Origin of the sequence: Vibrio kanaloae (assembly GCF_024347535.1) — a bacterium.
In the GTDB taxonomy this organism is placed as follows: Bacteria; Pseudomonadota; Gammaproteobacteria; order Enterobacterales; family Vibrionaceae; genus Vibrio; species Vibrio kanaloae.
On record NZ_AP025497.1, the window covers coordinates 914303 to 932390 of the forward strand.

The following is an 18088-nucleotide window of genomic DNA, read 5'->3' on the forward strand; positions in this document are numbered from 1 at the left end:
GCATCAAGTTAATAATAGTGGTCGGTAACGACGACAAGAGGATTATCTATGTCTCATATGAGTGAAGTTGAAGTAAGAAAAGATCCAACCAATGATGAAGTACTTCAATGGGTAACATTCCAGCTGGAAGAAGAAACTTACGGCATTAATGTAATGCAGGTTCGTGAAGTACTACGCTATAGCGAAATTGCCCCAGTACCAGGTGCTCCAGACTATGTTTTAGGTATTATCAACCTACGTGGCAATGTTGTTACCGTGATCGACACTCGTTCTCGCTTTGGTTTGATGCAAGGTGAAATCACAGATAACACTCGTATTATCGTTATTGAATCTGAGCGTCAAGTGATCGGTATTCTAGTGGATAGCGTTGCTGAAGTGGTTTACTTACGTTCTTCTGAGATCGATACGACACCAAGTGTTGGTACCGATGAAAGTGCTAAGTTTATCCAAGGTGTAAGCAACCGTGATGGCAAGCTGCTTATCTTAGTAGATCTGAATAAGCTACTAAGCGAAGACGAATGGGATGAGATGGCTCACCTGTAATGTTTGAAGCGCTTTCTTTAACCCCTGTTGTTCTTCTCTCTGGAGTTGGGGTTTTTACGTTATTTGTCGTGCTTTTGATTAGCAAAGTAAAACGTGCGATTCAAAAACAACTCGAGCAGTCACGTCTGCAAGTTCGTAACTTGGACAAGGAGCTTCAAAAATCGAGTAAGCAGCTACTTGAAGTTCGCTCTGTTGTGGTTGGCTTGGGCCAGAAAGTGACAGAACAGCAAGACCTGATAAAGCACTTGAATGAACGTATTGTTGAGTTGGAGCATGCGGACAACGATGGACGTTTGTACACACGTGCAACGAAAATGGTTCAGCTTGGCGCTGGGATTAACGAACTTATTGAAGAGTGCGAATTACCAAAAGCTGAAGCTGAGCTGATGATGTCTCTGCAAAATAAGCTGGCAGGTAAAGAAAAAATTCCTTCTTTAAGAAGCGATCCTACATTGTTTGATGAAAAGCCAGCAGACTCTCGCGATCGTAGAGATAGCCCCCGACGTCGTTAAATTGAGCGCTCATTGCGTATTTAACTGTTGATGTTTACCACGCACTCCTCTTAAAAAGAAGCTTCGGCTTCTTTTTTCATACCTAGCATTTATTTATAGAACGATGTTTATAAGTACTTGTATCTAAGAGGGTATCCGCCTGGTAAATAAAAATGTGTAAATTGTGATGCAGCGGTAACAGTTTCTTACGGAGTTTGTTCTATCGAAAACGCCTAGTCCTATTTTGTCACCATATTGGTGTGCTACTATAGCCCTCTCTTTACTCGACTAAATTTACCTATGCTAGAAGTCTCAAATTTAACTGCTATTCGTGACGACAGGGTTCTGTTTGAATCGTTGTCTTTTCAATTGAAACCAGGTGAACTGGTTCAAGTTGAAGGTCGTAACGGTACCGGGAAAACGACGCTCCTTAGGATTATTACTGGCTTAGGTGATCGTGATGAAGGCACCATCTCTTGGGATGGTGAATCTATCGAAACGAGTCGAGATGCTTACCACCAGAATTTGCTTTTTCTTGGACACCAAACTGGCGTGAAGCGTGAGCTTAGTGCCTATGAGAACCTTAGTTTTTATCAAACGATTCACAGCGGTGGAACGAATAAGGAAGAGCTTTACCATGCGCTGACTCAAGTTGGCCTTGCTGGTAGAGAAGATGTCCCAGCAGGGCAACTGTCGGCTGGTCAACAGCGCCGCGTTGCATTGGCTCGTCTTTGGCTGAGTAAGCAAATGCTGTGGATTCTCGATGAGCCTCTAACTGCTATTGATAAGCAGGGCGTAAAAGTTCTGGAGTCTCTATTTTCTCAGCATGCAGACAACGGTGGCATTGTGCTGTTAACCACACACCAAGATATGTTTGCTGATAGCCCGAAACTAAGAAAAATAAAATTGGGTGAATAATATGATCTCTTCAATGACCACGATTATCCGACGTGAGCTGCTTATCGCATTCCGACGTCAAGCGGATATCTTCAACCCTCTGTGGTTCTTCATCATTGTTATAACTCTTTTCCCTTTGAGTATTGGTCCTGAGCCAAACCTACTTGCACGTATCGCGGCGGGGATTGTTTGGGTAGCTGCTTTACTCTCTGCATTGCTCTCTTTAGAGCGCCTTTTTCGGGATGATTTTCAAGATGGCGCCCTTGAGCAGATGATGCTGATGCCCATCCCGTTGCAGTTGGTAGTATTGTCCAAGGTCATAGCACACTGGTTATTGACCGGGTTACCATTAATTTTGATCAGTCCGTTATTGGCAGTGCTGCTGTCTTTGGATTTCGATACTTGGTTGTCGGTTGTTTTAACGTTATTGGTTGGTACTCCTGTATTGAGTTTTATTGGTGCTATTGGGGTCGCTTTAACAGTAGGGCTTCAAAAGGGGGGCGTACTTTTAAGTTTGCTTATTTTGCCGTTGTATATCCCAATTCTAATCTTTGCTACATCAGCGATTGATGCGGCAGCGCTGGGCATTGCGTATAACGGACAATTAGCAGTACTAGGGGCAATGCTAATGGGGGCAATGACGCTTACTCCTTTTGCTATTAGTGCCGCACTGAGAGTAAGTGTTAACTAAAGACCACTACCACTTTGTATATTCAAGGTGAACGATTTCAAAATTTCAAACTCAAAGAGTGACTGGAAGAAGCTCCAAACCAAATAAATTATAATAATTATAGCTGTGATAGCTGTAAGCAATATGAAGTAAGAGTGAGATTACAACATGTGGAAATGGCTCCATCCCTATGCCAAAGCAGAAACCTCATATCAGCTTGCTGGTAAACTTCTGCCATGGTTCTCTATCCTAGCGTTATTGTGTCTATCCGCCGGTACGGTATGGGGGCTAGCATTTGCGCCTTCCGACTACCAACAAGGTGATAGCTTCCGAATTATTTATATCCATGTTCCGTCAGCAATTTGGTCTATGGGCGCTTATATGTCTATGGCAATTGCGGCCTTTATTGGCTTGGTATGGCAAGTAAGGTTATCTGACATGGCGGCGTTGGCAATGGCACCTATTGGTGCTGTGTTTACTTTTATCGCTCTTTTGACGGGTGCGGTTTGGGGGAAACCAATGTGGGGTGCTTGGTGGGTTTGGGACGCACGTTTAACCTCGGAGCTTATTTTACTGTTCCTATATTTAGGTGTGATTGCATTGCACCACGCTTTTGATGATCAGAAAACAGCGGCAAAAGCGGCGGGTATTCTGGCTATCGTAGGTGTGGTTAACCTACCGATTATTCACTTCTCTGTTGAGTGGTGGAATACACTTCACCAAGGTGCCACGATCACTAAGTTCGACAAACCTTCTATTTCAAGTGACATGCTATGGCCGCTTCTTCTTAACACTTTCGGCTTCGCCTTTTTCTTTGGTGCTGTGACCATGATTCGTTTCCGAAACGAAATAATCAGCAAAGAAAGTCACCGTCCATGGGTTCGCAAGCTTGCGGCCGAAAAAGCGTAGTAGGGTAGGTAATTATGTATTTTGAATCTTTGAGTGATTTCCTTGCCATGGGGGGCTACGCCTCATATGTATGGAGTGCATTTGGAATCACATTCCTCGCGATGACCATTTTACTCGTAACAAGTATTCGTCGTGGTAAGCAATTACTAAATGAAGTACAAGCTAAGATTGATCGTCAAGCTCGTATCGATGCAGCAAAAAATATGGAGAACACTCTATGAACCCTAGACGCAAAAAGAGACTGGGCATTGTTTTAGCGATCTTTTTTGGTATCAGTGCGACTGTTGGATTGATGGTTTACGCACTCAACCAGAACATGGATCTGTTCTACACACCAACTGAGCTGGTCAACGGCAAAGACGGCAAAAAACCTGAAGTTGGTCAACGCCTACGTATTGGAGGCATGGTCGTAGTCGGCTCTGTAAGCCGTGATAATGAATCATTACGTGTAAGCTTCGATTTAGCTGATGTAGGCCCTAAAGTAACAATTATATACGATGGTATCCTCCCTGATCTTTTTAGAGAAGGTCAAGGGATTGTTGCTCAGGGTGTTCTAAAAGATGCTACGACTATTGAAGCGTTCGAGGTGTTGGCAAAGCACGATGAAGAGTATATGCCTTCAGAGGTTGCCGAAGCCATGAAGAAAACCCATGAGCCTTTGCAATACACAACTGAACAAAAAGAAGGAAGTGTTCAATGATAGCCGAAATCGGCCATTTTGCCATGATCCTGTCTTTGGGGCTGGCATTGCTATTGAGTGTGCTCCCATTGTACGGAGCCTCTCGAAATAACACGTTATTGATGAATAGTGCACGACCGTTGTCGTGGGGCATGTTCGGATTCCTAGCTATTTCATTCGTTATTTTGTGCTACGCGTTCTACACCAATGATTTTACGATTCAATACGTCGCAAGTAACTCGAACAGCCAGCTGCCTTGGTACTACCGAATTACGGCGGTTTGGGGCGCTCACGAAGGTTCATTACTGCTTTGGGTTCTTATCCAAGCGGGCTGGACAGTTGCAGTAGCGACGTTTAGCCGTGGTATGCCTCAAGAGTCTGTGGCTCGCGTACTGGCTATCATGGGTTTGATTACTGTCGGCTTCTTGCTGTTCATTATCGTAACGTCTAACCCTTTCCTACGTACATTACCTTTCTTCCCTGTAGATGGCCGTGACTTGAACCCACTACTGCAAGACCCGGGTTTGATTATTCACCCGCCAATGCTTTACATGGGTTATGTAGGTTTCTCTGTTGCGTTCTCTTTCGCAATCGCTTCTCTAATGAGTGGTCGTCTTGATACGGCATGGGCTCGTTGGTCGCGTCCTTGGACAATCGCAGCTTGGTTATTCCTAACGGTAGGTATCGCACTAGGTTCATGGTGGGCTTACTACGAACTTGGCTGGGGTGGCTGGTGGTTCTGGGATCCAGTAGAAAACGCTTCATTCATGCCTTGGTTGGCTGGGACTGCTCTAATGCACTCACTAGCGGTAACCGAAAAGCGTGGCACATTCAAAGCTTGGACAGTATTGCTGGCTATCTCTGCATTCTCACTAAGCTTACTAGGTACATTCTTAGTTCGTTCGGGCATCTTGGTATCGGTTCACGCATTCGCGTCGGATCCTGCTCGTGGTATGTTTATTCTAGGTTTCCTAGTCTTTGTTATCGGTGGTTCACTGCTGTTATTCGCGGTTAAAGGCGCATCGGTTCGTGTTCGCGGCAACTTCGATCTGGTTTCTCGTGAAAACGCACTGCTTGGTAACAACATCTTATTGATTGCAGCGCTTGTGGTTGTGCTAGTCGGTACGCTACTGCCATTAGTTCACAAACAGTTAGGCTTGGGCTCGGTATCTATCGGTGCACCATTCTTTGATATGTTGTTCTTCTGGTTAATGATCCCGTTCTCGTTCTTGCTTGGTATCGGTCCTCTGATCCGCTGGAAACGCGACAATCTATCCAAGCTTGTTAAACCAATGCTGATTTCAGGTGCATTCTCACTAGGTTTGAGTGTACTAATGGTTACTCTATTGGCTGACCGCTTCAGTGGTACTGCGTTTGCTGGTTGGGTCATGGCGTTCTGGATCATCTTCATGCATGGTTTTGAGCTGCATGAGCGTGCGACTCACCGTCATACGTTTATGAAAGGTTTGACTAAGCTACCTCGTAGCCACTGGGCGATGATGTGTGGTCACATCGGTTTAGCCGTGACAGTGATTGGTATCGCGATGGTGCAAAACTACAGTATCGAACGCGATGTACGCTTAGCACCCGGCGAAAGCTATCAACTTGAAGAGTATAGCTTCCTGTTTACCGGCGTTCGTGACAAAGATGGTCCTAACTACGATGGTTACATTGCTGACTTTGAAATCACTAAAGAAGGCAAATACATCAACACGCTTCATGCGGAAAAACGTTTCTACACCACAGCTAAATCTATGATGACAGAAGCTGCGATCGACCGTGGTGTAACACGCGACCTATACATCGCAATGGGTGAGCGTTTGGACGACAATAAATCTTGGGCTGTTCGTATCTACTACAAACCGTTTGTACGTTGGATCTGGGCGGGTTCTTTGATCATGTCTCTTGGTGGTGTTATCGCTATCAGTGACCGTCGTTACCGTTTTCGTAAGCCAGTGAAAAAGTCGGCTAAAGAGCAGGAGGCTTAGTTCGAATGAACAAGAAGATTTTATTCATTCCATTGATTGCGTTCATGGTGCTAGCTGGAGTCTTTGCAACGCAATTGATGCGCAACCAGTCGGGCGATGATCCGACTAAACTGGAATCCGTATTGATTGGCAAAACGGTTCCTGAGTTTCGTCTAGAAGACTTAGAGCAACCGGGCAAGCTTCACGACCAAGTGATCTTTAAGGGCGAGCCATTACTTCTTAACGTGTGGGCAACGTGGTGTCCTACCTGTTATGCAGAGCACTCTTACCTGAACAAGCTTGCGGATCAAGGCGTTAAGATCATTGGTCTTAACTACAAAGATGACCGTAACAAGGCTGTCGGTTGGTTAAACGAGCTGGGTAACCCGTACTTGATCAGTCTATTTGATGGTAACGGTATGCTAGGTCTAGACCTAGGTGTGTATGGTGCGCCTGAGACCTTCTTGATTGATGCTAACGGCGTCGTTCGTTACCGCCATGTTGGTGATGTGAATCCAACTAACTGGGCGTCGACGCTTGAGCCGATGTATCAAGATTTGTTGGAGGAAGCGAAATGATTAAAAAGACATTGATTACTCTATTCGCGACGTTTGCAATTTCGGCAACGGCTTTTGCGGCACCTATCGAATTTCATGAGTTTGATAATGTAGACCAAGAGCAGCAATTCAAAGAGTTGAGTAACACGCTACGTTGTCCTAAATGTCAGAACAACACCATTGGTGATTCGAATGCTGAGTTAGCGGTCGATTTACGCCAAAAAGTGTACGAGATGACAAAAGACGGTAAGTCGAAGCAAGACATCATTGATTACATGATTGCTCGCTATGGTAACTTTGTTACTTACAATCCACCTCTGACACTAGCAACTTCAATCCTTTGGGTTGGTCCGTTTGCAGTGGTTGTTGTTGGATTTGGTTTGATCATTTTACGCAGCAGAAAGTCAAAATCGAAAGCGGCAGTAGAGTCAGATAAAGACTGGGATGCAGACAAAGAAGCACGTTTAAAAGCGTTACTCGACGAAGAGAACGACGGAGATAAACAGTAATGACTCTATTTTGGATTTCTACCATTATCCTTTCGCTAGCGGCAATTCTCTTAATTGTTCTACCCTTCATTAACAAGAAGGCGAACAACGACGAAATGCTTCGCGACGAGTTGAACAAAGCATTCTATAAAGACCGCCTCGTTGAGTTAGAGGTAGAAGCAGAAGAAGGCCTTGTTGATAACCAGCAGGAATTGATCGCTGATTTGAAACAGTCTCTGCTTGATGATGTTCCTGCACAAGAAGAGATGAAGAAGACTCAAATCTCTACGCTTGGCGTTGTTGTACCGTCGATAATTCTGGTTGTAGTTGTGACGTATGGTATGTACTTTAAGTTTGGTGCGCTAGACAAAGTTCAACACTGGCAAGAAGTGAGTTCGAACCTTCCTGAGTTGTCTAAAAAGTTGATGTCATCAGAAGGTGGCGCGTTAACGGATGATGAACTCGAAGATTTGACGCTAGCGCTTCGTACTCGTCTTCACTATCAACCTAAAGACTCAACGGGTTGGTTGCTTCTTGGTCGTATTGCACTGGCTAACCGCGATGCTGAAACAGCAAAAGATTCTATGGAACGAGCGTATAAGCTTGAGCCTAAGAATGAAGATGTTCAGTTAGGTTTCGCACAAGCACTGATGCTTTCGCCTGATGAAGCCGATCAGAACCAAGCTCGCTTGATTTTGAGCCGTTTGATTCAAAACGATTACGTTGATCTTCGTGTGTTCTCATTGCTAGCGTTCGATGCATTTGAGCGTCAAGATTACCCAGGTGCTGTGAAGTACTGGAGTATCATGCAGCAGATGATTGGTCCTCAAGACAGTCGCTACGAAATGTTGTCACGCAGTATTGAAAGTGCTCAGAAGAAAATGGGCAATGCCATGGGCGTTGACCAAGGTAAGAGTGTAGCGGTAACGCTTGAGATATCTGGTGAAGTGAATGCTGATCCTAATTCAGTGTTGGTAGTATCAATACACAGAGCGGATGGCTCGCCAATGCCGGTTGCTGCGGCTCGTTACCCACTGGGGACTTTCCCTCGTACTGTTGTGCTTGATGATGGTAACAGCATGTTGGAAGGCCAAAAATTGTCTAGCCTTGAAACTCTGATGGTTAGAGCTAGGCTTGATACCGATGGTAATGTTTCAACTCGCGATGGTGATTGGTACGGTGAGAGTGAAGTGGTTGAACTGGGTGCTCCAGTGACCATTGATATCAACAAACAATATTAATCATCACTTTGCATAGGTGTTAGCTATTCCGATTTGTTGATAAACGGTATAGACTTACGCAACAATTGAGGCCAGCGATTGCTGGCCTTTTTATTATTATATGAATTCCTTATGGAAAAGGTGATATGTCTAGCAGTGTTTTAAGACTCTCGAGTTTACTTTTTATCGCTAGCTTAACGGTGGGTTGTTCTAGCGCGCCAGATGAAAGCGCTTACGATAATAACCTTGAAACTTCTGAATACGTCGTAGAATCCCACCCTAATGATCCTTTTGAAGGGTTCAACAGAGCGATGTGGGATCTCAACTACGAGTATCTAGACCCTTACTTGGTTCGTCCTGTTTCTCTTGCCTATGTTGATTATACTCCTGTGCCCATTCGCTCTGGTATTTCCAATTTTCTAGCCAACTTAGACGAACCATCAAGCATGGTGAACAACCTCATTATGGGCAATGGTGAAAAAGCACTCGACCATTTCAATCGTTTTTGGATTAACTCAACGATTGGTTTGTTAGGCTTGATCGATATTGCCAGCGAAGCAGGGATCACTAAGTTTGATGACAAATCATTTTCTGATGCGATTGGTCATCATGGAGTAGGAAATGGCCCTTATTTTATGGTGCCAGGTTACGGCCCATTGACGACTCGTGAAGTAACGGACACCGTCGATGGTTTGTATGTGCCTCTCTCTTTCTTGAACTTCTGGGCGAGCTTGGGCAAGTGGGCATTTGAAGGTATGGAGACTCGGGCTCAATTAGTTTCTCAAGAAGCCCAATTGGATGACTCTCCGGATCCATACGCATTAACACGTGACGTCTACATTCAACGCCGTGACTTCAAAGCCGAAATCGAACCGGAAGAAGTCGATCTTGAAGAAGAAGACTTCATCGATGGTTATCTAGAAGATTACTAGAAACATGATTTAGAAAATCGATAAAAGAAAGGCTCGATGTTGAGAACAACATCGAGCCTTTTTAATGCTTATGACTTTAGATTAAGTCAAACAGATTAGAAGCGGTAGTTGGCTTGGATACCCACTAGCCAAACATTACCAGTTGTTGTACCAACAAATTGACCACCAACGGCTTCAGCAGTATCGTCAGATGCATAGCCACGTGATTCCGTGATTGGAGCATCCTTAGCAATAATGTATGTAAAGCCAGCATCAAATGACAATTGCTCAGACCATTGGTAACCAGCACCAACACTTAACCAAGTGCGGTCTGTTTCTGGGATAGTAATAGTACGGTTTTTGTCACTTACTGCTGAGGTATCGTAAGCAATACCGGTACGTAGCGCTAGCTTAGGATCAATTTGGTAAGTTGCACCTAAAGCAAAGCGGTAGTTATCCTCCCAATTTTCGACTTTAACTGTATGGCTGCCAGATGTGCCTAGCTCTGCTTGCAGTTTCTCGAATGAACTCCAATCCGTCCAGTTGAAACTAGCGTGAAGTGCTAAGGTTTTAGTCAGTTGATGGAAACTTGCGAGTTCTGCTGTTGCAGGAAGTGCTAACATCATATGGCCGTTGGCACGTTGACCTTGTGCCATCTTAAAGCCTATCCCCTCAGCGTGACCTTCCAATTTCAGTTCAACCTCAGATTTGTAGGCAAAACCTATACGGTGGTCTTCGTTGATCTGCCACGCTGTACCTACTTGCCAACCCCAAGCCGTGTCATCACCTTCCATATATTTTAGTGTTGTACCTGCAGGAACGGAGATTGGCATTTTATTTGAGTCTAGTGCGACTGCGTTTTTTGCTGGTGCAGTCGCACCGAAGCTACCTTCACCCATAACGTAACGAATGCCACCACCAATGCTAACTTGCTCAACAAGTTGATAAGCAAAGTTTAGGTTAGCTTCTTTAGTGATTACGCTTGCTTCGTTGCCGAAGTGAGAGGCGTTAAAGTCATCACCTAAATTAGTTTCCATGCCATAGTTCGTGCCAAATGCAAGACCAATAGCAAACTTTTCGTTGTAACGGTGAGAAATGTAAAGGTTAGGGATAATGGCATCATCTGCGAAATCGTTTGAAGATGCTTGGCTTGTACCTATCGCAGGGTGAGCGTGGTTTACTTCACCTTTAACATCAATGTTAGGGTTAACGTAGATAGCACCAACAGAAACTTGTGTACCTTCTAGGTAAGTCAACATTGCAGGGTTGCGCCATTGTGCGTCCGCACCGTCTGCGATTGCAGCTTCCCCCGCGTATGCACGGCCAAGGCCTGTAGCTGAGTATTCTGCTAATTGAAAACCTGCCGCTTGAGTCACGGTAGAAGTCGAAAGTAGTCCAACTGCCACTGCAGCAGATAGAAGAGTCTTATTCATTTTCATTGTGATGTTCGCTGAATCATAAGTATTTAGTGACATGATTCTACGTTTAGAGTTATTACTTTAAAAACGAAATTCGAATAAAACAGTGTTTTAGGGATTTAATTGTCAAATGTGCCGAATTATTAGGTAAATAGCCTGAATGTTTCGGCTGTGTTGCGAAATTTGAGCGTACAGGTGTAGGCATATTTTGCCTCTGCAGCCTACACCTGTAAGCCTAAATCGATGCCAGTCAGTGGTTTAAGTAACAAAAAAGGGTCGCGTGATGCGACCCTTTGGATATTTATAACCTAGCTTATATTAGAAGCTGCGGCTGTATTGTAGACCTAGTAGGATTGCATCAGCGTGTGTTGTCGCGTTGACACCAGTTGAAAGCCCTGTTCCTAACTGTGTGTTTTCTGATACATTTACATCATCACCCATTAAGTATGTGAAACCGAAGTCAACATTAGAAACTGTATCAATGTGGTATGTGAAACCTGCAGAGAACCACTGACGATCAGAGTCTGGTACAGAGATAGAAGTTAGATCGTCTTGTGCGCTCGTGTCATACATATAACCAGTACGTAGTGTCCAAGTATCGTTTAGGTAGTAAGTACCACCAATTGCGTAGTGCCAACCGTCTTGCCATTGGTATTGTTTTGCATACGTTGAACCAAGTGGTGAACCTTGTAGGTTGTCAAAGTCAATCTGATCGAATGCACCCCAACCAATCCACTGTACAGAATAGTGAACTGCGAATTTAGTATCTTCGATTTTGTGGTAACCAGAGAATTCAGCAATGTCGGGTAGAGGTAGAGTAATTTCCTGCCCTTTGTCATCTTTAGCTGTAATTTCAGGGCTGTAACGGTACGATAGACCAAAACGGTTGTTTTCATCTAGTTCATACACAGTACCCACGTTAAAGCCTACTGCCCAACCATCAGCTTCATCAACATCAACTAACGTTGTTCCAGCTGGGACTAAGCCACCACTAGCGACTCCTAGAGCCGCACTTGTTTCTCTTTTCATCGTGCCTTGGCCGTAAATCAGGTCTAAACCTGCACCGAAACTCCATTGTTCACTTAGGCGATATGACCCAGCAAGACCAAAGTTAATGCTCTTAACATCAGTTAGGCCGCCGTATTCAGCTGCAGTGTAGCTGTCATCAAACTCAGTCTTTGTAGCAAAATTTGAATATGCATTCACACCCCAAGCAAATTTATCATTTACTGGGACGATAAGGTGGATATTGGGTGCAATAGAAGTGTCACCGACATCATCAGTATTGGCAACTGGGATTGGGCTGCCGTTAATATTGTATTCAGCATCTTTGACTTCAATCATTGAAGTAATACTTTCAAAACCAAGAGAAAGCTCAGTTTTATCAAACAGTGCCATTGCTGCAGGGTTACGTGCCATTACTGACGCGTTATCTGCGATTACTGCATCACCAGCGAAAGCACGGCCGATGCCGGTTGCTGATTGTGCGTTGATTTGGAAACCTGCTGCCATCGCTTGCGAAGACGCCAGTGTAATTGTTACTGCTAAAAGAGACTTTTTAAACAGACGCGTGTTGTTGGTAGTCATTTATTTATTCCTTTATATATCCGCCTCTACAGGGCGATTAATTTGAGCAATTGCTCAATGGTGGCTGATCCTATTCGCAAGTATACGATATACAAATCCGACCATTGAAAAATTTGAGTGGAAAATTATGGAAATGACGCCTATCTGGCACGAAAATGGTGAGAAATGCTTATTTTTAGAGTTTTAACTCTAGTGGTATTGGTTCTGTGAATGGTTTGAGGGTTTGTTATAAATAAAGCCCAGCAATATCAAGAGTATAGTTGCTGGGCCTTTTATTACGGGGCTTTGAGAGCGAATTAGCTCATAGGTTTGATCATTTTGGTAAGCTTTTCGGCGATCTTAGAAATGTCCTCACCATTCTCACCTACAAGGATCAAACTGCTGCCATCCACGGGGGTTACCGAACCGGACATGCCTTTTTCATCAAAGTCGATAGGTTTGTCTGTCGGAATACCGGTTAAAAACAACGTTACTTTGCCTTTTGCGCCTTGGAAGACCATATGTACCGCGTTGGATTTACCAAAGCCACAGTGGTTTAGGTAATAGACGTGGTAAGGGAAAGCATCATCAAACTGAAAAGCAAATGGGTTCATTTTTGCGTTGATCTGCTGCGATGTAACCTGTTCATCGATGCTACTAACAAAACTCTTTTCATCAACAACGTGCTTCATTGCTGTATCAGCCAAACTTGCTTGTGCGGGTGAAACGAATGCATTGCCCCAGTTGACCTGGCCAACTAATAAACCAGCAACGAATGCCACTGAAGCCGCCATCGCCATTGCTCGTCGAGCAAAAGTTGGCCTTACTACTTTGCTTTCTTCGCTTGAGGTCTGATTGAACAGAATACGGTCAGCAAGATCGTCTGGCACATCTACGTTCATTGCAGCGTGGATCTGTTTATCAAGCGATAGTACATCGTCTAAGAAGTTACTATTGGCTTCGCTATTCGCGGCTGCATCAACAATATCTTGTGTACGCTGTTTAGGTTCCGACAATACACGACGACGAAATTCCAAATCATCCATTATGTTGCCCCCTTTCTGCCTCTTCTGTATCCAGCATCTCTTTCAATTGATTTCGAGCTCTGAATAAACGTGTCATTACCGTGTTTTTGTTGAGATCGAGAATGTCCGCTATCTCATCACCACTAAACCCACCAATGACTTGTAAGAAGAGCGGTTCACGGTAGTCAATTTCAAGTTTCATGATCTGAGCTTGCAACCACAGATGTTGATGGTGCGGGTCATCACTGACACTAGCATCGTTACCATGATCATCGATATCAACCAGATCAAATTGTTTACGTTCAAAACGTCGAGCGTTCTCGCGTCTCAAGATAGTAATCAGCCAAGATTTAGCAGCTTTTTCATCTTGTAGGCTATCGAGTGACTTCCATGCACGAAGGCAAGTCTCTTGCACTAAATCCTCGGCAATGCTTTTGTCTTTACATAACCAATAGGCGTAGCGAAAGAGGTCACGATGATAGGCACGCACGAGTGCTTCGTATTTTCTTTGTTTGTCCATATCAGAGTTGACCGGACGCTTGGCTGTTTTCTTTCCAAACATTTTTATTATTGACACACGAGCCTCCATAATTGCTCTGCGTATAGCTGTCTCTATACGTTGTGCTTCGTTTTTATATTCTGTTTCGTTTTCAGAGCGAACGATCGGCAGGAATTCGTAAAATCACATTAAAATTGATCTACTTCAAAATCTAAGGCCTCGAACAAGTTATAGTACACCTTGTCGTCTAGTTAGTCATTCGTGGCTAGCATGTTGAGCAAGACGACACTTCCTTTTGAAGGCTGACTTTACTTTCTCCTAATCAGGAAACTGATTATTTCAATTGGCGTCAAGTTAATTGCTTTATACACATTCCAACCACACAGCTTTGTGTGGTTTTTTTTTGCCTCAAGAAAACTATTCCCTACAAAGCGATAACAGTATTTGCTTACGCTAGTTTAGCCTCTTACGACAACCTTTCCCCCTAAAAGATTCGCCTGAATTTGCAGTTATATTTTCAAACAGTGAGATACTCGTATCACGTTTATTTAAACGCTCGTTTGATTTAATTAACAACTTCTTTACAATGATTCAGGTCAGACCTCTTAACTTTAAGGAGAAACCATGGGCAAACAGGAAGTCAAAACGCGTTCTGGAGAACGTGTTGCCGTTGTCGCTGGGTTACGAACCCCATTCGCTCGTCAGAGCACAGAATTTAGTCAAGTGCCTGCGGTCGACTTAGGCAAAATGGTTGTGAGCGAAATGCTTGCAAGAACTGATGTCGACCCTGCGCTTATCGAACAAGTTGTGTTCGGCCAAGTCGTGCAAATGCCAGAAGCGCCGAATATTGCGCGTGAAATCGTGTTGGGCACCGGCATGGACATCAATACTGATGCCTACAGTGTCACACGAGCATGTGCGACCAGCTTCCAAGCGGCAGTCAACGTGACCGAAAGCATTATGGCTGGCGCAATTGATGTCGGTATTGCGGGCGGTGCGGACTCTTCTTCTGTATTGCCTATCGGTGTTTCGAAAAAGTTAGCGGCAAATCTATTAGCGCTGAGTAAAACGAAAACTATGGGTCAAAAGCTGAAAATTCTTAAAACGCTTTCCGTAAAAGATTTGATGCCAGTACCACCTGCAGTTGCAGAGTACTCGACCGGTTTATCCATGGGACAAACGGCTGAGCAAATGGCTAAGACGCATGGTATTACTCGCGAAGCTCAAGACGCCCTTGCTCACCGTTCTCACTCTTTGGCTTCTCAGGCATGGAAAGAAGGCAAGATTAAAGGCGAAGTGATGACGGCCTTCCCGGCGCCTTACAAAAAGTATCTAGCGGAAGACAACAACATTCGCCACGACTCAACGGTTGAAGGTTACGCCAAGCTGCGCCCTGCATTTGATAGAAAGTACGGCAGTGTAACCGCTGCTAATGCAACGCCGCTGACTGATGGCGGTGCTGCAGTGATGTTGATGCGCGAAGGTAAAGCGAAGGAGCTAGGCCTAGAAGTACTTGGCTATATTCGTGGTTATGCGTTCTCAGCGATTGGTGTTGAAACAGATATGCTGATGGGCCCGACGTATGCGACCTCACAAGTATTGAAGAATACAGGTTTAGATTTGTCAGACTTAACACTGATCGAGATGCACGAAGCATTCGCTGCCCAAGTTTTGGCTAACGTTAAAATGTTTGCGAGCGATGAGTTTGCACAGAAGAATCTTGGCCGCGATAAAGCGATCGGTGAGATTGATATGGAGAAGTTCAACGTGCTGGGTAGCTCGATTGCTTACGGACACCCGTTTGCGGCGACTGGCGCGCGCATGATGACTCAAACACTACGTGAACTGAAACGTCGCGGTGGCGGCTTGGCACTGAACACAGCTTGCGCGGCTGGTGGTTTAGGTGCAGCAATGATCTTGGAGGTAGAATAATGTCTACGACTCTTGATGCAACAACAGAAAAAGAAACAGTCGCTCAACCAGATTCAACGTCTGCGACTGAATCAACCAAAAAGAAAGCGACAGCATTTACTCTTAATATCGATGAGCAAGATATTGCTTGGTTAGCGATTGATGTACCAAACGAGAAAATGAACACGCTGCAAGCGGCTTTTGCTGAAGAAATGAAAGCCATCTTCGAGCAGCTAAAAGAAAAGCAGAGCCGAGTTAAGGGCCTAATCGTTCATTCCCTTAAGCCAGATAACTTTATCGCTGGCGCTGATGTAAGAATGCTTGATGCGTGTAAAACGGCTGACGAAGCACAGTCTCTAGCTCGCCAAGGGCAGGAGATGTTCCAAACTCTGTCTGCACTACCGTACCCAGTGGTCGCAGCGATTCATGGCCCATGTTTAGGTGGTGGTTTAGAGCTCGCACTGGCGTGTGATTACCGTGTATGTACCGATTCAGATAAGACTCGTCTTGGCCTGCCAGAAGTTCAACTAGGCCTGTTACCAGGATCTGGCGGCACACAACGCCTTCCTCGCCTTATCGGTTTGTTACCATCGCTCGACCTAATCCTTACGGGCAAGCAACTGCGCGCTAAGAAAGCGAAATCGCTCGGTGTTGTGGATGCTTGTGTGCCTGAAACTATCCTGCTTGAAGTCGCTAAAAGTTTTGTTGAAAAGAATACGGGCAGTAAAAAAGGTAAGCGTCTTGCGTCTAAAAGCCAAGCTTCGACTAAAGAAAAACTGATTTCACGCACGGGCCTAGGTCGTAAGGTGATTTTTGAACAGGCTTCAAAGAAGACCAATCAGAAAACACTCGGCAATTACCCAGCAGCCGATGCGATTCTTGATGTGATTCGTTATGGCTTAGAGAACGGTTTTGACAAAGGCCTTCAGTACGAAGCCAAGCGCTTCTCTGAACTGGTGATGACGACACAATCTAAAGCTCTTCGTTCTATTTTCTTTGCAACCACAGAAATGAAAAAAGAACATGGTGCAGACGCAGAACCAAAAGCGGTTAAGCGTGTTGGCGTGCTAGGCGGTGGCCTAATGGGGGCGGGTATTAGCCACGTTAGTGTCGCTAAAGCGAAAGTCCCCGTTCGTATCAAAGACGTATCCAATGAAGGTGTGCTGAACGCACTAAATTACAACTATAAGTTGTTCGATAAACAGCGTAAGCGTCGTATTCTGAGCCGAGCTGACCTTGAAAGTAAGATGCTTCAACTGTCTGGTGGAATTGATTTTACAAGCTTTAACCACACAGATGTGGTGATTGAAGCGGTATTTGAAGATCTCGACCTTAAGCAGTCGATGGTTGCGGACATCGAAGCTAATGCCAAGCCAGAGACGATCTTCGCGACCAACACATCTTCGCTACCAATCCATAAGATCGCGGAGAAGGCGAAGCGACCAGAAAATGTGGTCGGTCTTCACTACTTCAGCCCTGCAGAGAAAATGCCTCTAGTTGAAGTTATCCCTCATGAAACAACCTCAGAAGAGACGATTTCGACGGTGGTTGCATTAGCGAAGAAGCAAGGCAAAACTCCGATTGTTGTTAAAGATACAGCGGGTTTCTATGTGAACCGTATCCTTGCGCCGTACATGAATGAAGCAGCACATCTGCTATTGGCAAATGAGCCGATTGAAAAGCTCGACAGCACGTTATTGGACTTCGGTTTCCCGGTTGGCCCAATTACCTTGTTAGATGAGGTAGGTGTCGATATCGGTGCGAAGATCATTCCGATTTTAGTGAATGAGCTTGGCGATCGTTTCCAAGGCCCTGATGTGTTCGATATTCTTTTGAATGACAACCGTAAAGGCCGTAAGAGCGGCAAAGGTTTCTACACTTACAAAGGGAAGAAGAAGGAAGTTGATAAGTCAGTTTACAAGCTGCTTAAGCTGCAACCAGATCCTAAGTTGAGCGATAACGATATCGCGATGCGCTGTGTGTTACCTATGCTTAACGAAGCGGTTCGTTGTTTGGACGATGGCATTATCCGCAGTCCTCGTGATGGCGATATTGGCGCTATTTTCGGTATCGGTTTCCCTCCATTCCTAGGTGGTCCTTTCCGTTATATGGATCAAATCGGCATTAAGTCACTGGTTGAGATGATGAATGACTTCGCTAAGAAGTACGGTGATCGTTTTGCGCCATGTGATGGCCTACTGACACGCGCTGGTTTGGATGAGTCTTTCTACAAGTAACTCTCTATAAAAGTAACTTTCAAGCACATTGATTATCAAGCCCGTATCAAGCAATTGATACGGGCTTTTTTAGTTTATTCTGGTTTGTATTCCAGTCTTA

The 18088-nt window shown here is 44.7% G+C and carries 18 protein-coding genes; 14 read left to right on the forward strand and 4 right to left on the reverse strand.

Features of this window, described 5'->3' with window-relative positions; genetic code table 11:
- The first annotated feature begins 48 nt into the window (after positions 1-48).
- The 12 genes from OCV24_RS04435 (at position 49) to OCV24_RS04490 (ending at position 9353) form a co-directional block, all read left to right on the forward strand.
- Complete coding sequence (locus OCV24_RS04435) at positions 49-543, forward strand: chemotaxis protein CheW (RefSeq protein WP_017056895.1); 495 nt, start codon at positions 49-51, stop codon at positions 541-543.
- Positions 543-1055 carry a DUF2802 domain-containing protein gene (locus OCV24_RS04440; protein WP_150878086.1) on the forward strand — a complete coding sequence of 171 codons (513 nt, stop codon included), beginning with the start codon at positions 543-545 and terminating at the stop codon, positions 1053-1055. The genes OCV24_RS04435 and OCV24_RS04440 overlap by 1 nt, the downstream gene beginning before the upstream one ends.
- A gap of 279 nt (positions 1056-1334) precedes the next feature.
- Positions 1335-1952 (forward strand): cytochrome c biogenesis heme-transporting ATPase CcmA, encoded by a 618-nt coding sequence (ccmA, locus tag OCV24_RS04445; RefSeq protein ID WP_102506086.1) that lies wholly within the window; start codon positions 1335-1337, stop codon positions 1950-1952.
- Position 1953: 1 nt separating this feature from the next.
- Positions 1954-2622, forward strand: coding sequence for a heme exporter protein CcmB (ccmB, locus tag OCV24_RS04450; RefSeq protein ID WP_017056898.1), 669 nt, complete (start codon positions 1954-1956; stop codon positions 2620-2622).
- Positions 2623-2769: 147 nt separating this feature from the next.
- Positions 2770-3510: a heme ABC transporter permease gene (locus OCV24_RS04455; RefSeq protein WP_017056899.1), complete on the forward strand. Its 741-nt coding sequence runs from the start codon at positions 2770-2772 to the stop codon at positions 3508-3510.
- Positions 3511-3524: 14 nt separating this feature from the next.
- On the forward strand, positions 3525-3731 hold the full coding sequence (ccmD, locus tag OCV24_RS04460; RefSeq protein WP_017056900.1) for a heme exporter protein CcmD: 207 nt from the start codon (positions 3525-3527) through the stop codon (positions 3729-3731).
- Positions 3728-4210, forward strand: coding sequence for a cytochrome c maturation protein CcmE (gene ccmE, locus OCV24_RS04465; protein ID WP_046224369.1), 483 nt, complete (start codon positions 3728-3730; stop codon positions 4208-4210). The genes ccmD and ccmE overlap by 4 nt, the downstream gene beginning before the upstream one ends.
- Complete coding sequence (locus tag OCV24_RS04470) at positions 4207-6177, forward strand: heme lyase CcmF/NrfE family subunit (protein WP_017056902.1); 1971 nt, start codon at positions 4207-4209, stop codon at positions 6175-6177. The genes ccmE and OCV24_RS04470 overlap by 4 nt, the downstream gene beginning before the upstream one ends.
- Before the next feature lie 5 nt (positions 6178-6182).
- The gene (locus OCV24_RS04475; protein ID WP_017056903.1) at positions 6183-6734 is read left to right on the forward strand and encodes a DsbE family thiol:disulfide interchange protein; all 552 of its coding nucleotides are present in this window, start codon (positions 6183-6185) and stop codon (positions 6732-6734) included.
- The gene (locus OCV24_RS04480) at positions 6731-7222 is read left to right on the forward strand and encodes a cytochrome c-type biogenesis protein (protein ID WP_017056904.1); all 492 of its coding nucleotides are present in this window, start codon (positions 6731-6733) and stop codon (positions 7220-7222) included. Before OCV24_RS04475 ends, OCV24_RS04480 begins: the two co-directional genes overlap by 4 nt.
- Positions 7222-8442 carry a c-type cytochrome biogenesis protein CcmI gene (gene ccmI / locus OCV24_RS04485; protein WP_017056905.1) on the forward strand — a complete coding sequence of 407 codons (1221 nt, stop codon included), beginning with the start codon at positions 7222-7224 and terminating at the stop codon, positions 8440-8442. Before OCV24_RS04480 ends, ccmI begins: the two co-directional genes overlap by 1 nt.
- 125 nt (positions 8443-8567) lie before the next feature.
- Positions 8568-9353, forward strand: a complete 786-nt coding sequence (locus OCV24_RS04490; RefSeq protein WP_077680069.1) for an MlaA family lipoprotein — start codon at positions 8568-8570, stop codon at positions 9351-9353.
- 95 nt (positions 9354-9448) lie between these two features.
- Here OCV24_RS04490 and OCV24_RS04495 read toward each other — a convergent pair whose 3' ends face one another.
- The 4 genes from OCV24_RS04495 to OCV24_RS04510 all read right to left on the reverse strand — a co-directional run bounded on the left by OCV24_RS04495 (position 9449) and on the right by OCV24_RS04510 (position 13903).
- Positions 9449-10771 (reverse strand): outer membrane protein transport protein, encoded by a 1323-nt coding sequence (locus tag OCV24_RS04495; protein WP_077680100.1) that lies wholly within the window; start codon positions 10769-10771, stop codon positions 9449-9451.
- A gap of 297 nt (positions 10772-11068) precedes the next feature.
- Positions 11069-12337, reverse strand: coding sequence for an outer membrane protein transport protein (locus OCV24_RS04500; protein ID WP_017056908.1), 1269 nt, complete (start codon positions 12335-12337; stop codon positions 11069-11071).
- Positions 12338-12633: 296 nt separating this feature from the next.
- Positions 12634-13362, reverse strand: coding sequence for a DUF3379 domain-containing protein (locus OCV24_RS04505; RefSeq protein ID WP_077680070.1), 729 nt, complete (start codon positions 13360-13362; stop codon positions 12634-12636).
- Complete coding sequence (locus OCV24_RS04510) at positions 13355-13903, reverse strand: sigma-70 family RNA polymerase sigma factor (RefSeq protein WP_004736042.1); 549 nt, start codon at positions 13901-13903, stop codon at positions 13355-13357. The genes OCV24_RS04505 and OCV24_RS04510 overlap by 8 nt, the downstream gene beginning before the upstream one ends.
- Before the next feature lie 561 nt (positions 13904-14464).
- On the opposite strand from OCV24_RS04510, the gene fadI reads away from it, so the two are divergent.
- On the forward strand, positions 14465-15772 hold the full coding sequence (fadI, locus tag OCV24_RS04515; protein ID WP_017056910.1) for an acetyl-CoA C-acyltransferase FadI: 1308 nt from the start codon (positions 14465-14467) through the stop codon (positions 15770-15772).
- Positions 15772-17988 (forward strand): fatty acid oxidation complex subunit alpha FadJ, encoded by a 2217-nt coding sequence (gene fadJ / locus OCV24_RS04520; RefSeq protein WP_150878089.1) that lies wholly within the window; start codon positions 15772-15774, stop codon positions 17986-17988. The genes fadI and fadJ overlap by 1 nt, the downstream gene beginning before the upstream one ends.
- The last annotated feature ends 100 nt before the right edge of the window (positions 17989-18088 follow it).

Excerpts from the sequence above, each read along its gene's own strand:
- OCV24_RS04455 (WP_017056899.1), top strand. The coding sequence starts at position 2,770 with ATGTGGAAATGGCTCCATCCCTATGCCAAAGCAGAAACCTCATATCAG.
- ccmE (WP_046224369.1), top strand. The coding sequence starts at position 3,728 with ATGAACCCTAGACGCAAAAAGAGACTGGGCATTGTTTTAGCGATCTTT.
- OCV24_RS04470 (WP_017056902.1), top strand. The coding sequence starts at position 4,207 with ATGATAGCCGAAATCGGCCATTTTGCCATGATCCTGTCTTTGGGGCTG.
- OCV24_RS04475 (WP_017056903.1), top strand. The coding sequence starts at position 6,183 with ATGAACAAGAAGATTTTATTCATTCCATTGATTGCGTTCATGGTGCTA.
- OCV24_RS04435 (WP_017056895.1), top strand. The coding sequence starts at position 49 with ATGTCTCATATGAGTGAAGTTGAAGTAAGAAAAGATCCAACCAATGAT.
- fadI (WP_017056910.1), top strand. The coding sequence starts at position 14,465 with ATGGGCAAACAGGAAGTCAAAACGCGTTCTGGAGAACGTGTTGCCGTT.
- OCV24_RS04505 (WP_077680070.1), bottom strand. The coding sequence starts at position 13,362 with ATGGATGATTTGGAATTTCGTCGTCGTGTATTGTCGGAACCTAAACAG.
- OCV24_RS04440 (WP_150878086.1), top strand. The coding sequence starts at position 543 with ATGTTTGAAGCGCTTTCTTTAACCCCTGTTGTTCTTCTCTCTGGAGTT.
- OCV24_RS04510 (WP_004736042.1), bottom strand. The coding sequence starts at position 13,903 with ATGTTTGGAAAGAAAACAGCCAAGCGTCCGGTCAACTCTGATATGGAC.
- ccmI (WP_017056905.1), top strand. The coding sequence starts at position 7,222 with ATGACTCTATTTTGGATTTCTACCATTATCCTTTCGCTAGCGGCAATT.
- OCV24_RS04500 (WP_017056908.1), bottom strand. The coding sequence starts at position 12,337 with ATGACTACCAACAACACGCGTCTGTTTAAAAAGTCTCTTTTAGCAGTA.
- ccmD (WP_017056900.1), top strand. The coding sequence starts at position 3,525 with ATGTATTTTGAATCTTTGAGTGATTTCCTTGCCATGGGGGGCTACGCC.
- OCV24_RS04480 (WP_017056904.1), top strand. The coding sequence starts at position 6,731 with ATGATTAAAAAGACATTGATTACTCTATTCGCGACGTTTGCAATTTCG.
- fadJ (WP_150878089.1), top strand. The coding sequence starts at position 15,772 with ATGTCTACGACTCTTGATGCAACAACAGAAAAAGAAACAGTCGCTCAA.
- ccmB (WP_017056898.1), top strand. The coding sequence starts at position 1,954 with ATGATCTCTTCAATGACCACGATTATCCGACGTGAGCTGCTTATCGCA.
- OCV24_RS04495 (WP_077680100.1), bottom strand. The coding sequence starts at position 10,771 with ATGAAAATGAATAAGACTCTTCTATCTGCTGCAGTGGCAGTTGGACTA.
- OCV24_RS04490 (WP_077680069.1), top strand. The coding sequence starts at position 8,568 with ATGTCTAGCAGTGTTTTAAGACTCTCGAGTTTACTTTTTATCGCTAGC.
- ccmA (WP_102506086.1), top strand. The coding sequence starts at position 1,335 with ATGCTAGAAGTCTCAAATTTAACTGCTATTCGTGACGACAGGGTTCTG.